Raw genomic sequence first — 12,702 nt, forward strand, 5'->3', positions numbered from 1 at the left:
CTTGATGAGGCATCTCGGGCTCGCCGCACTGTTTGTCCTGGTTCTGCCTGCGTCCTTGTCGGCGCAGGCAGGCGGCCCGTGTGCTCGCGACGCGCTCGGCCATGAGGTGTGCCTGGCTGATCCCGCCCGGCGGGTTGTCTCGCTGTCACCGGGCGCCACCGAACTGCTGTTCTCCGCCGGTGCCGGCGGGAAGGTGGTGGCGGTGAGTGCCTGGAGCGACTATCCGGCAGAAGCGGTGCAGTTACCGCAGGTAGGCGACAGTAGCCGGCTGGATCTGGAGGCCATCGTCTCGATGGCACCGGACCTGGTGGTGGCCTGGGTGGATGGCAACTCCCGCAGCCAGCTGGAACGGCTGTCAGAGCTTGGCGTTTCCGTATTCTGGCTTGCCCCGCGGGCGTTCGATGATATCGCCACGGCGGTTGAGGCGCTCGCGTTACTGACCGGCTCACCGGCTGTTGGTGAGGCCCGCGCGGAATCCTTCCGAAAGGAAATCGCGACACTGGAGGACCGTTTTGCCGGTGCCAGGCCCGTCAGGGTGTTTTACCAGATATGGGACCAGCCACTGATGACCGTGAACCAGGAGGAGTTGATCAGCAAGGCCATCACGCTGTGTGGGGGAACCAATGTATTCGGCCAGTTGCCGAGACTGGTGCCCCGGGTCAGCCGGGAGGCGGTTCTGGAGGCCAATCCGGAGGCGATTGTCACCGCCGGGTCGGCGGAGAACGAAGGGTGGCTGGCAGCATGGCGCCAGTTCCCGGGCCTTGCGGCGGCGGCAGCCGGCAACCTGTTCCTGGAACCGCCCGATCTGCTGGCGCGACCCACGCTTCGCATGGCAGAAGGCGCCAGACACCTGTGCCAGACCCTGGAGCAGGCCCGTGCCAATCTCTAGTCCCCTGAAACCCATGCTGGTCCTGGTGCTGGCGAGCCTGGTGGCGGGCTTTTTGTCGGTCAGCATTGGCAGCAGCGCCATCGGTATTGAGGACACCTTGCGGGTGCTGGCCGGCAGCGGCAGTGAACTGCAGCAAACCCTGATTCTTGATCTGAGGCTGCCCCGTACGCTGAGCGCGTTCGCCACCGGAGGTTTACTGGCAGTGGCCGGAGCGTTGATGCAGGTACTGCTGCGCAATCCGCTTGCAGACCCCTATGTGCTCGGATTGTCCGGGGGTGCTGCCGTCGGTGCCTTGCTGGCCATGCTGGCCGGAGCCGCCGGTTACCTGGTTTCCGGTTCGGCCTTTGCCGGTGCCATGCTGGCGACCCTGCTGGTCTTTGGTCTCGCCCATGGCAGCGGAAGCTGGACACCCTCCCGTCTCCTGCTTACCGGTGTGGTGGTGGCCGCCGGCTGGGGTGCTGTCATTACCCTGATCCTGTCCATGACACCGGCCAGCCGGCTGCCCGGCATGCTTTACTGGCTGATGGGGGACCTTTCCCACGCCACCACGGCCTGGCCGGGTCTGGTTATTCTGGTTCTGGTCTGCCTGCTGGTGTTTCCGCTCGGGCGGGCACTGAATGTTCTGGCCCGGGGCTCATTGCAGGCCGCGGCTCTGGGGGTTTCGGTCCGGCCACTGGAGTGGTTGATTTATCTGATGGCCAGTCTGCTGACGGCGACCGCCGTGACCATGGCAGGGGCCGTTGGTTTTGTCGGCCTGGTGGTGCCCCATATGCTCCGGCTGGCGTTGGGCAATGATCAGCGGCTGATTCTGCCCGCCTGCGCGCTGGCGGGCGGTACGTTGCTGGTTTTGGCGGACACGCTGGCCCGGGTGGTGATCGCGCCGGAACAGTTGCCGGTGGGCGTGATCACGGCGCTGATTGGGGTGCCGACCTTCCTGTACCTGCTCTACCGGAGTCGATAATGGCAATATTGACCACCGAAGAATTGATCATCGACATTCCCGGACGCGCCCCGGGTGTGCCCCTGAATCTGTCCTTGCAGCCGGGCCAGGTCTGGGGCGTTCTTGGCCCCAACGGCGTGGGCAAAACCACACTGCTGCATACACTGGCGGGTCTCCGGGAGCCCCGCAGCGGCGAACTCTCTCTGGATGACAAACCGCTGACGGAAATCCGGCGCAAACTGGTTTCGCAACAGATGGGCCTGGTGTTCCAGGACCGGCAGGACGGTTTCCCGGCCACGGTGCTGGAAACCGCCCTGATCGGGCGCCATCCCTGGTTGTCACCCTGGCAGATGGAGCGTGGCGAAGACCTGGCAATTGCAGAGCAGGCACTGGAAGCGCTGGATGTAAGCCACCTGAGGGACCGGCTGGTCAACACGCTTTCCGGGGGCGAGCGGCAACGGGTGGCCATTGCCACGCTGATGACCCAGGCGCCGGGAATCTGGCTGCTGGACGAGCCCACCAACCATCTGGACTTGCGGCACCAGACCTCGGTGATGAAGCTGCTGCGCAATCAGGCCGCATCCGGCCGGGCGGTATTCCTGTGCCTGCACGACCTCAATCTGGCCGCCCGCTGGTGTGACCAGATCCTGCTGATGTTTCCTGACGGCCAGGCATGCTGGGGACCGGCCCGGGACATGCTGGTTGCCCCGGCGCTGGAAAAGCTGTTTGGCCAGCGCCTGCTTTCTGCCGAACTGGACGGCTTTCCGGTGTTTGTTCCGGGTTAGCGTAAAAAATGCCTCTCAAGCATCCGGCGGGCTGCTGATGCCACACTGGTGTGTTCCAACAACGTGGGTATAAATCTGTGTTGTGGAGATATCATTGTGGCCCGGCAACTCCTGAATACTGCGAATGTCTGTACCCCCTTTGAGCAAGTTGGCGGCGAAGCTGTGGAAGGTATGGGAAATGGTCGTTGCGACCATGAACCTGGCGGAATTTGAACGAACTCATAAATTCTTTTTGAATCAGTGGCATGCCCTGGACCCATTGGGCGAGGATAGTAGTCTTACTGACCATTTTTGTCTGGAAAACGAAAAGGGAAAGTAATGGGAAGTTATTGACCTGAAGGGATTTTCTGCCTAGCAGCCTGTCGGACTTAAGGCTGCTAGGGCGTGCCGCAAGGCGGACCGCTCTCTGGCAGGCATGGCACCAGACTCGTCGGGTGAAAGTCCCGATACCAGGTATTCGCAGAGCCGAAGGTTAGCGAAAGGGGGAAGGGCAAACCCGCGAGGGGATGTCTCCGGAGCGCCGGCCGGAAGTAAGCCCAACGCAAAATTGGGGGGTGGCGGACAGGAACTGCGCATATACTGAATTGTCAGATAACAACGAGCGCATTATGGAACTCGAATCTACAACACTCACCATGACCATTTTGATGACGCCGGATAAGTCCAACTTTTCTGGCAACGTGCACGGTGGCACCTTGCTTAAGTGTCTTGATGAAGTGGCCTATGCGTGCGCCAGCCGTTACGCAGGTACGTATGTGGTTACCCTGTCCGTAGACCAGGTAATGTTTCTTCAACCCGTTCATGTCGGTGAATTGGTTACCTTTCTGGCCAGCGTCAACTACACAGGGCGCACCTCAATGGAGGTGGGCATTAAAGTGATCACGGAAAACATCCGTGAAAAGCTGGTCAGACATACCAACAGTTGCTTTTTCACTATGGTAGCTGTTGATGAAAACGGAAAAGCCGTTGCAGTGCCTAAACTGGAACCACGCACTGATGAGCAAATCAGGCGCTTTGCTAACGGCCAGGAACGTCGTGCGATTCGAGTTGAGTTAGAGGAACGTTATAAGGCTCTTCACCGCTCACAAGCGTAGCAGCGAAAGCCTTCCTCATAATAAGCATGGGCTGCCAGCAATGGTTTTTTCTCGCCATTTCTTTCATTTCGGACTGCTGCCGATCATCCTCTGCGGCCTTCTCATTCCTGGCCCGAGCTACTCGTACTCCGAAGACCTGGAATTACAGAGTCTCAGCATACGCGCACGGATTTCAGAGAAGACCTTGCTTGGAGAAGAGGCTCCGGAGGATTTTAAGGAATACGATGTGTCGGCGAACTTCCATTTGCCCTGGAATAACTACTCCACTTCAGGCTGGGGTATCGGCAGCCGTTTAATGGCGAGTGGCGGACTTTTGCGGGGAGCGGGTAAAAATGCGCTCGTCGTTTCGCTCATCCCGGAATTGACGCTGGGTAGTGAGGACGGGCGCTTTGTCCTGGATTTGGGCATGGGTGGCGCTTTGTTCAGCAGGTGGCGCTTCGGCACCCAGGATTATGGCGGGCCTTTCCAGTTTGCCCTGACCTCGGGTGTCGCTGTTCCGCTTTATAGAAATCTGGGGCTGGGATATCGGTTCCTTCATTATTCAGATGCCGGCGTTAATGGATCTGACACGATAGGGGCGGATTTTCATATGATTGAGTTCAGCTACCGATTTTGATCGTCGTCTGTCAGGTCGGGTTTAACCTTGGCCATTGCGTATCCGTGGACTTTCCCCACTCTAGCTGGACCTAATCCGGGGTCAGGGTCAGTGCGTAGTAATGATTGCCAGGGAGTGAAAATGCCGGGTGCCTGAAGCCCGCAGCGTCGCTCTGGGACTCTTTGGATTCTAAAAAATGGGTTCGCCTGTTGCTTTGACCGCATAGAACAGGCAGTCGCTCTTCGCAATAACCGGGTTGGTGGTAATCATAAAGGCTCTGATGGCCTGTGCGGGGTAGATCTGCCCATCCTTGACTCGAAGAACCTGCTCCATGTTCTCGGTCCGGTTGTGGCTGATCGCTGTGAGTATGCCGAGGCCTTTTTTGCCAATCCATCCCAGCGGCTCATCTGGGGAAACAATCCCGAAATTGCGGTGTTCGATGTCTGGCGGAAACGTGAGGTCAGCCTGACCGGTGGGCTCACGGCGGTATTCTATGGTCGCTTCAGGCGCCAGCTCCACCCGAATCGGATTTCGCAGTACGGCGACGCCCCACTCCGCTTTTTCCAGTGACAGCACGTCTGGTCTTGAGGCATACCGAACGAGTCCCTCGTACGCCAGTTGATGAGCCTGATCATCCTGGGACCCACCACACTCGATGGTTACCGTGGGCACCTCCTGTTCAGAATATTCCATCAGCGCACCCAGACGAAGATCCGTCATTATGAGGCGGTCGGTGTAGAGAGAGGTCAGCGCCTGGTGGGCGGCGTCATTGGTGATGGTCACAGCGAAGGCTGGGCCTGTGCCTGAGGTGTTGTGCACGTCCAGCAGGCATTCGGGTTTCGCTTTGCGAAGCTCTGCCAGCATGGCCTCGGCAATCGCACCTTCTTCCCCCTTAAAGGGCTCTTTGAAACACCGGTTCAGGTCACGTCCTTCGGGTAGCTGGCGCAGTGAAAGCCTGGGTGGGATCTTCGCCGGATAGACGCCTCCCAGCAGAAACAGCATGTTGACCTCGGGCGTGTGCTGCTCAAGTAGCCACCGGTGAAGCGCAAAAAGACCCGAAGGTTCATTGCCGTGAAGAAGCGTTGCCATGGCTCGGGTGCGGGAGCGATCACGACCGGCAACACGAACAACCGTGGGCTTGTGCAGTCGGTCCAGCCACTCAAGGGGTGAGCGGCCCAGCGTCTGGGGTGACGGGTGATTCAGACAATCAAGAACGTTCGAGTTACTCACGGTGACAGTGTCCATTCATGGAGCGGAATGTTTTTCTTCTGGTTGGCCATGTACAGAGACAGCATACTCCGGAACGCCTCATCGGGGCTCAGGGACCTGAAAAAAGACTCGGTGATGTGGCGCTGCCAGCGGGCGCCAGACATGTTGGCTTCAATGCGGCCTTCGATGATTCCCAGCAAGTGGTGGATTTCTGTCTCGTCCACGGCGGTTCGTTGCAGTGCTTCCCGGGCGCGGGGCAGCAGCTCACGGGCCACGGCCAACAGGGGCATATCCTGCAACTGAACCTGATCCTTGTGCGGCCAGATGATTTCTGCGCCGATGCCATATTTTGCTGCGCGGTAGAAATTGTGTTCGGTGTAATGGAAGGGGAGTATCGACGTCAGATGACGGATGTCATCGAGCACTGCCAACGCAGCGCCGATCACAAACAGTCCGTTCGCACACATATCCACTGCAGTCGGACCTGCAGGCATAGAACGAATTTCGATGCGTAGATGACCACCGTCTGCGGGATCAAAGATGGCCCGGTTCCAGGGCCATGTGGTTCCCTGGTGCAGGCGCAGCTCGGCCAGTTCCGGTACTTCGCCACGATCAATCACGGCCATCGGATCTTCATCTGACATCAGTGGAATGATGGGGGGATACAGCGATGCGGAGGCCGCAAACAGTTCCCAGGCGCCGCGTGCCCAGCCGTTTCCGTAATAGACCCTTGGCGGGTGGCGCCAGGTTTTATGATTGGGGGGTCGGCTGTCGATGGATTGCTTGAACAGGGCAATACGGGTTTCGTCCCAGAGGTGGTGGCCAAACAGGCTGGGCGAATTGCTGGCCAGAGCGAGAACAATCGGCATGACCAGCTGGACCGCATTGAAATAGTCGGCGAAACGGTGGGCGGGGACACGCCAGTGCAGCTGGAACGAGGTATTGGCCCCTTCCATGGTGACGTCGTCCGCCTCCAGATCTATGACATCGTTGCCACCGATATGAATGCTGAAGGGCTCGCCCCGTTGCTTGAGCAGGGCGTTGGATAGCGCATGGTAGCGGGGTTCGTCTGTCATCGCCTTCGCGCCCATATCGGACTGCCGGAGTGTGGGCAGAATGCCGATTGGTACCAGTTCCCCTTCCAGTGGTGCGGCGTGCTGGTCGATTCGTTTGATGGCAGCGAGCAGCTCTTGCTCTGTTCTGGCAAACGGAGCTCCCTTGAAAGCCTGGGGGCTGAGGTTGTATTCAAGATTGAAGCGATTGAGCTCAACCGTCAGTTGGGGATCCTGAACGCTGGCGGCGATTTCTGTGTTGATGGGTTGAACTCGCAGGTCAGGGTTTACGATGTAGAACTCGACCTCGGCTCCAATGGAACTTTCTCCCTCACCAAAGCCGGGCCGGTTCAGAAGGCGTAAGAGTGCTGTAAGGTCCGTCCGGACCTTGGCAGCAAAACGTTCAAACTCTTCCGCCGTAAATTCCGATTTTTTGATCGACAGTCCCACGGTAACGTCGTCTCTAGCGCGAACGTACCTTGATAGTAGTGGAAGATGCGCCCGGCAGCACCAGTTCCCCAGGCGATCCGTGCAGCACTGGCCAGAATCGCACCACAGGGCCCCGCCAGATAGCAACACAATAACCGTGATTTTCTTTCGCACGGTTATTGTATGCTGTGGGCTCAATGGCTATGTTGGTCGCTCAATGTTCTGACATTTATCGAGGTTAATCTCAGTGACGTCACCAGAACAGCGCATTTCCACCGGTGTTCAAGGTCTGGATGAAATCGCCTGCGGCGGCCTCCTTCCACAGCGAGCGTACTTGGTCAGAGGGGGCCCCGGTGGTGGAAAGACGACCTGGTTCCGGCGTCTGATATAGAGCTTCAACCCCTGATTGCGCAGGTCTGCGACGCGTTTGATACCTATCTCTGGGCGGGGGAATTGAGCGTGGCACTGTGTCGGTTCTTTCCGGGCCGACAGGCGTGGGGAAAACAACTCTGGGTATGCAGATCATGCGCACAGCGGCGTTGCAAGGCGAGCGGGCCGTGGTGTACAGCTTTGAGGAACAGCCCCGTATTCTCAAGCACCGTTGCCGCAGCCTCAGCATGCCGCTGGACGATCTTCTGGAACAGGATCAGCTGCATATCGAGACCGTTGAGGCGGTGAGCTATTCCCCGGATGAGCTTTCGCATTCGGTTCGTGAAGAAGTTGAAATCAACAATACCCGCCTGGTCATGCTGGACAGCCTTTCCGGCTATAAACTGTCCGTGGGTCGCCTCTCGGTGGCGGGGGATGACGTGGTTGAACGACTCCACGCGCTGTGTCGGTATCTGGTCAGCCGTGGCGTAACCGTGCTGATTCTTAACGAAATTGCATCAATTGCCGGCAATGAGGTGCGAGCCACCGACTCCGGCATCAGCTATCTGGCCGATACCATCGTCATGCTGCGCTATGTGGAATTCAACAGCGAACTTCGCAAAACCATTGGCGTCCTTAAAAAGCGCACCAGTGATTTCGAAAGATCGTTGCGGGCATTCGAAATCACCCCCAATGGCCTGAATGTCGGCGAGCCGCTAAAAGGCCTCCAGGGCATTCTGCACGGGCAGCCTCATTTTGTGGATACCCACCGAAACCAGACAGCGCCCGAAGAAAAAACCATATAAGCGAAATACCTAATGGCGCAGATTCTTGTTTTACTTGGGCATTCCGGTAACAAGCGCTTGTTGTCCCAGATTCTGGAGAACCACGAGTTGCTTGGCCCCCAAAATGGCCTCATTCCGGACCGAAACTTTGACATGGTTATTGCGGATCTGGGGGCGCTTGTAAAGTGGCGGGACACGCTGGCAGCGCATCGTGAAGCGCAGGCGCCCGCCTTGATTCCTGTTCTGCTTGTGGTCAGGGAAAGCCAGCTAAGCCGGGCGAGAAGTACGCTGGACGGCCAGTTCGAGGATGTCGTGGTGTCCCCTCTGCGTGCGCCCGAGCTGATCGCCCGAATCGCAAACATGCTCCGGCTGCGGCAGTCCACCGTGGAACTGAGCCAGCGGGCCAATGAGAGCGAAAGCGCGCTGGAGAATATGGACCGGGCTTTCCGTATTTTCTCAGCCTGCAATGAGCTGGTGATTCGGGCCAAGACCGAAACGGAGCTTCTGGATGAGATGCTTGGGCAATTGGTGGGCGATCACGGTTATCGGTTCGCATGGTTCGGCATAGCGCAACACGATGAACAGAAGTCCGTTGAGGTGATTGCTCACTGTGGCGGCGCGGCGGAGTACCTGGAAAACATGCAACTCTCCTGGGGCGACAACGCCCAGGGGCAAGGCCCTGCTGGCAGCGCCATACGCCGCTGCCAGCCGGAAGTCTCGCAGAACTTGCACACCGACCCCCTTTTTGACCCCTGGCGGGGCAGCGCCGCCCAACACGGCATGAACTCAGTGCTGGCGTTACCTCTGCTGATCTCAGAGAACACGGTCGGTGTACTGGCACTTTATTCCGAAAAACCGAACGCCTTCGGAGAATCGGAAATAGAACTGATGTGGCGCCTGGCCAAAAACATCGCCCTTGGGCTAAGCGCGCTGCGCAGTCATCAGGCCCTGGATGCGGAAAAGGAGCGCGCCGAAGAGCGGGCCTACCGGGATGCCCTAACCAAATTGCCGAACCGTCAGTGGGTGCTGGAAGAGCTGGGCTCGCTGGAAGCGAAATCAGAGCGGGAGCAGGCCCACGCCGCTGTGCTCTTTATTGACCTGGACGGCTTCAAGAGAGTCAACGATGGCCTGGGTCACGAAGCAGGCGACTGCTTCGCTGGCCACAGGAAGATGGCACCCTGCTGAGCCCCGCCCACTTCATTCCAATGCTGGAGGAAAGCGGGCTCATCGTGCGCCTGGGAACCTGGATCATCAAGCAGGCCTGTCGCGATCTTCGCAAAGCACGGGAATTTGCTCCCAATCTACGCATGGCCGTGAACCTGTCTGTGCGCCAGCTATGGCAACCGACCTTGACCCAACAGATCCAGCAGACCATCCAGGATGAAGGGTTACCGCCCGGCGCACTGGAACTGGAAGTCACCGAATCGTCAATGATGAGCGATGTTCCCCGCATGGAAAGGATGCTGCACGAATTTCACGATCACGGATTTACCGTCGCCATCGACGACTTCGGAACCGGCTACTCGTCCCTCGCCAGACTTGCCTTCCTTCCGGTCAACACCCTGAAGCTGGACAAGTCCTTCCTGGATGACATGCACAAGAGCGACATGGCTCGCCAACTGGTGACCACCATCGTGCAAATGGCGGACAACCTGCGTTTGAATCTGGTGGCGGAAGGCATCGAAACAGACGACCAACTGCAAATGCTGGCGGAGCTTCAGTGCCCGCTCGGCCAGGGATTTCTGTTCACAAAACCTCTGCCATTTGATGCGCTGGTCACCTATCTCAAGACCCCATCCCGACTCTCTTAAGGCTGTACATCCATGTCTATGTTGGCTTCTTCTGATGGTACGCTTCAACAATACTGTATAGACAGTCCTTCGGTGGAGCACACCATGAAAAGAGTCGATGCTAACTTCTGCATGCCAGTGCCAACGCCAGGTCAATCTGGAAAAGCACGGAATTAATTTCGAGGCCACCCAAAGGCTGTGGAAAGTTCCGTACTTGCTGGAAATCCGCGTAAAATCAGAGGGCGAGCCAATCATTGTTGCATTTTATATAGCTGAAACCACAGCATCCTTTGACGAAAGAAATGCAGCGATAGCTGAGCTTGGAAGCGTTATCAGAGAAATAGTTGAGTCAAACTGATATTGCATCAAGGCCATGCACCGGATGCCAAAATCTCCGCTTCGCTCCGGTTTTGTCACCGGTGATGGCGGGCGTTAGCTGTGATTGCCCCACCCGAATAGTGATACTATAGTGTCACTAATAGTCTGATTCAGGGGGAGCCGATGAAAGTTGAGCTTGTTACGAACCTCAAGCGCCAAGCCACGAAGATTCTGGCGGACCTGCATTTGTCAAAGGAGCCGATACTGATCACGGAGCATGGTCAGCCATCGGCCTATCTTGTCGATGTTCAGGATTACGAGTTTATGCAGCGCCGGCTTGAGCTGCTTGAGGGGCTCTCACGGGGAGAGCGTGCGGTACTTGAGGGAAGAACATGCAGCCAAAGTGAGGCCAGGGCGAAAATGAGTAAATGGCTGAAGTAATCTGGACGGAGCCCGCGCTTCAGGAACTGGACGCTATTGCCGAGTACGTTGATCTGGATAATCCTGCTGCCGCAAGCCATTTGGTCGAAGAAGTCTTCGATAAAACCGAGCGTTTGCAGGATTTTCCCCAATCCGGACGGATTCCTCCGGAGCTCCCCAATTCGGTATACAGAGAAGTAGTGGTGCCCCCTTGTCGAATTTTTTTTCGTGAAGATAAGAAACGGGTTCTCATACTCTGTGTTATGAGAGAGGAGCGGCAGCTTCGTGCATACATACTTGGGAGTAGCTAACCAGGTGCGCTTCGGCGCCATGCACCAAGGAGAGTGAAGTGCCAATAACCGGCGAGTGTTTTTGCGGTGAGGTGAGGAGGAGTCCATCCCATTGCTTACGTGGGAAATACTGCCCGATACAGCGACTCAGTATCATGAGCAGGGTCCCAGGAATGCATAACACAGGCACGGCGAAGGCTATTACTACATTGCGGCTTCGCCTCCATTCCGCAGCCGCGCGTGCTGTTGGCGTTTCTTGACCGCACCTGTTAACTGGTGCTAGTAGTTATACCAGTTCTGTCGATTTGGTGACTGCCATGCAAGTGAAATTTTCTGAGGATGTTATTCCTCTTTCAGACCTGAAGATTAATCCCGGAAAGGTGGTTGGTCGAGCTCAGGATACGCATCGTCCAATCCTGCTTACTAGCCGTGGCCGTGGTGTCGCTGTTGTTCAGGGGCTTGAGGATTACGAGCGAACCGCAGAGGAACTACGGTTCGTAAAGGCGGTGGCGCAAGGGCTCATGGACGTTCGTGAGGGCAACACTGTATCTTTGGAGGAAGCCAGGAAAACGCTAGGCATCAAGTAAATGGAATTACGCATCGCACAGTCTGCCCTTGAAGATTTGCAGGCTATTCAGGAGTACTACACAGAGCAGGATGTGCCGCATATTGGTGACGGGTATGTGACTGCTATTTTGGAGCACTCGGGAATGCTGAAGCATCATCCTGAGGCTGGCCGAGCTGTTCCTGAATTCAGTCTGGATCATATTCGAGAGTTGATTCACTCGCCTTTTCGAGTTGTTTACCTGAGGCAAGCCACCGAAGTTGTGCTTATTCGAATCTGGCGGAGTGAGAGACAACTCGAATTACCAGAAAACGAAACATAACCCATATGCGGGAGCTGTGCAGAGTTGCGTCCGAGGTCCGCGTCTTTCCTGTTGTCTCGTTGCAGCCTGTTGGCTACCGGTTTCAAAAAGGTGCCACAGAAATGTTGGTGGCTGTGGCCTACGATCCGGCCATACGCTTCATGATCCGGTCACCGAGCAGGTACTGGTGTGCCAGCGCTGCAGTCACATGCAATCCGATCATCAGCCAGAGCACGTTTGCCAGGACCTCATGGATGTCTTCGCCACTGTCTTCCAGCCACGCCACTTCCGGGCCGGAAGCAAAAACCGTCCACCCGAAGAAAGTGACAGTGTCTCCCTCCCCAAGGGCCGTCGCCAGCCCTGACAGAGGCATCAGAATCATCAGTGCATACAGAGCGAAATGCCCCCACTTTGCCATGGTCGCCCAGTGTGCAGGCGCTGTAAGGCGCGACCGGTTCAGCCATCGCCACAAACCACGAAATACCACCAGCGCGAACAATGCCAGCCCCACACTCTGATGCCAGGCCATCAAGGAGGCCTCCGAGAGGCTATCCTCCAGAGCCTCGAACCACACCTCGCTGCCGAGCATGGCCAGCAGCAGGACTGCCATAATCCAGTGCAAGGCACGGGAAACGGCACCGTAACGGCTTCCAGCGTCCATCATTGTCATCGTCGATCTCCTTCAGAATGTTGGCGAACTCCCCCTCCAGGGCTCTCGCGCTAATTACGGCGTATCAGTCCCGGTGCGAGCTATTGCACCAGAAAAACGTCGCAGAATTGTCTCGGGTGGCAGCCGAATTTGTCGCAAATTGTCTCAACAGCCTGAATTGGGATGATTTTTGACAACCTCATGCCCATGCCCCGCGATGAC

The 12,702-nt window shown here is 57.2% G+C and carries 17 protein-coding genes; 13 read left to right on the plus strand and 4 right to left on the minus strand.

What is annotated here, in order from left to right; genetic code table 11:
• Positions 1-4 precede the first annotated feature (4 nt).
• Genes D0851_RS13755 through D0851_RS13765 form a run of 3 tightly spaced genes read left to right on the plus strand, consistent with a single transcriptional unit; the run spans position 5 to position 2,614 of the window.
• Positions 5-889: a cobalamin-binding protein gene (locus D0851_RS13755; protein WP_117619152.1), complete on the plus strand. Its 885-nt coding sequence runs from the start codon at positions 5-7 to the stop codon at positions 887-889.
• Complete coding sequence (locus D0851_RS13760) at positions 876-1,850, plus strand: FecCD family ABC transporter permease (RefSeq protein ID WP_117619153.1); 975 nt, start codon at positions 876-878, stop codon at positions 1,848-1,850. The genes D0851_RS13755 and D0851_RS13760 overlap by 14 nt, the downstream gene beginning before the upstream one ends.
• Positions 1,850-2,614: an ABC transporter ATP-binding protein gene (locus tag D0851_RS13765; protein ID WP_117619154.1), complete on the plus strand. Its 765-nt coding sequence runs from the start codon at positions 1,850-1,852 to the stop codon at positions 2,612-2,614. Before D0851_RS13760 ends, D0851_RS13765 begins: the two co-directional genes overlap by 1 nt.
• Before the next feature lie 15 nt (positions 2,615-2,629).
• Here D0851_RS13765 and D0851_RS13770 read toward each other — a convergent pair whose 3' ends face one another.
• The gene (locus tag D0851_RS13770) at positions 2,630-2,809 is read right to left on the minus strand and encodes a tyrosine-type recombinase/integrase (protein ID WP_205422205.1); all 180 of its coding nucleotides are present in this window, start codon (positions 2,807-2,809) and stop codon (positions 2,630-2,632) included.
• 413 nt (positions 2,810-3,222) lie between these two features.
• Between D0851_RS13770 and D0851_RS13775 the strand changes: the two genes are divergently transcribed.
• On the plus strand, positions 3,223-3,708 hold the full coding sequence (locus D0851_RS13775) for an acyl-CoA thioesterase (protein WP_117620411.1): 486 nt from the start codon (positions 3,223-3,225) through the stop codon (positions 3,706-3,708).
• 40 nt (positions 3,709-3,748) lie between these two features.
• The gene (locus tag D0851_RS13780) at positions 3,749-4,324 is read left to right on the plus strand and encodes an acyloxyacyl hydrolase (protein ID WP_117619155.1); all 576 of its coding nucleotides are present in this window, start codon (positions 3,749-3,751) and stop codon (positions 4,322-4,324) included.
• Positions 4,325-4,492: 168 nt separating this feature from the next.
• Here the strand turns inward: D0851_RS13780 and D0851_RS13785 are convergent, their stop codons facing one another.
• Together D0851_RS13785 and D0851_RS13790 are read right to left on the minus strand one after the other, a co-directional pair.
• The gene (locus D0851_RS13785) at positions 4,493-5,533 is read right to left on the minus strand and encodes a hypothetical protein (protein ID WP_227539307.1); all 1,041 of its coding nucleotides are present in this window, start codon (positions 5,531-5,533) and stop codon (positions 4,493-4,495) included.
• Complete coding sequence (locus D0851_RS13790) at positions 5,530-7,014, minus strand: hypothetical protein (protein ID WP_117619157.1); 1,485 nt, start codon at positions 7,012-7,014, stop codon at positions 5,530-5,532. Before D0851_RS13790 ends, D0851_RS13785 begins: the two co-directional genes overlap by 4 nt.
• Positions 7,015-7,240: 226 nt before the next feature.
• On the opposite strand from D0851_RS13790, the gene D0851_RS21095 reads away from it, so the two are divergent.
• The 8 genes from D0851_RS21095 (at position 7,241) to D0851_RS13835 (ending at position 11,852) form a co-directional block, all read left to right on the plus strand.
• Positions 7,241-7,384, plus strand: a complete 144-nt coding sequence (locus D0851_RS21095) for an ATPase domain-containing protein (RefSeq protein WP_117619158.1) — start codon at positions 7,241-7,243, stop codon at positions 7,382-7,384.
• Positions 7,385-7,445: 61 nt separating this feature from the next.
• Complete coding sequence (locus tag D0851_RS13800; protein ID WP_227539548.1) at positions 7,446-8,168, plus strand: ATPase domain-containing protein; 723 nt, start codon at positions 7,446-7,448, stop codon at positions 8,166-8,168.
• A 12-nt stretch (positions 8,169-8,180) separates the two neighbouring features.
• Complete coding sequence (locus D0851_RS13805) at positions 8,181-9,332, plus strand: GAF domain-containing protein (protein WP_117619160.1); 1,152 nt, start codon at positions 8,181-8,183, stop codon at positions 9,330-9,332.
• Positions 9,333-9,352: 20 nt separating this feature from the next.
• Positions 9,353-9,958, plus strand: a complete 606-nt coding sequence (locus D0851_RS13810) for an EAL domain-containing protein (RefSeq protein WP_264756449.1) — start codon at positions 9,353-9,355, stop codon at positions 9,956-9,958.
• Between the two features lie 480 nt (positions 9,959-10,438).
• Positions 10,439-10,696 carry a type II toxin-antitoxin system Phd/YefM family antitoxin gene (locus D0851_RS13820; RefSeq protein WP_117619162.1) on the plus strand — a complete coding sequence of 86 codons (258 nt, stop codon included), beginning with the start codon at positions 10,439-10,441 and terminating at the stop codon, positions 10,694-10,696.
• Positions 10,684-10,986 carry a type II toxin-antitoxin system RelE/ParE family toxin gene (locus tag D0851_RS13825; protein WP_117619163.1) on the plus strand — a complete coding sequence of 101 codons (303 nt, stop codon included), beginning with the start codon at positions 10,684-10,686 and terminating at the stop codon, positions 10,984-10,986. The genes D0851_RS13820 and D0851_RS13825 overlap by 13 nt, the downstream gene beginning before the upstream one ends.
• A 296-nt stretch (positions 10,987-11,282) precedes the next feature.
• A complete protein-coding gene (locus D0851_RS13830) occupies positions 11,283-11,552 on the plus strand; it encodes a type II toxin-antitoxin system Phd/YefM family antitoxin (RefSeq protein WP_117619164.1) in 270 nt (89 codons plus the stop codon).
• Entirely contained in the window at positions 11,553-11,852 is a 300-nt protein-coding gene (locus D0851_RS13835; protein WP_117619165.1) for a type II toxin-antitoxin system RelE/ParE family toxin, read from the plus strand.
• Positions 11,853-11,970: 118 nt separating this feature from the next.
• Here the strand turns inward: D0851_RS13835 and D0851_RS13845 are convergent, their stop codons facing one another.
• Positions 11,971-12,501, minus strand: coding sequence for a cytochrome b (locus D0851_RS13845; protein ID WP_117619166.1), 531 nt, complete (start codon positions 12,499-12,501; stop codon positions 11,971-11,973).
• Positions 12,502-12,702: the final 201 nt, after the last annotated feature.

The sequence above is a fragment of the Marinobacter sp. Arc7-DN-1 genome (assembly GCF_003441595.1).
GTDB lineage: Bacteria > Pseudomonadota > Gammaproteobacteria > Pseudomonadales > Oleiphilaceae > Marinobacter > Marinobacter metalliresistant.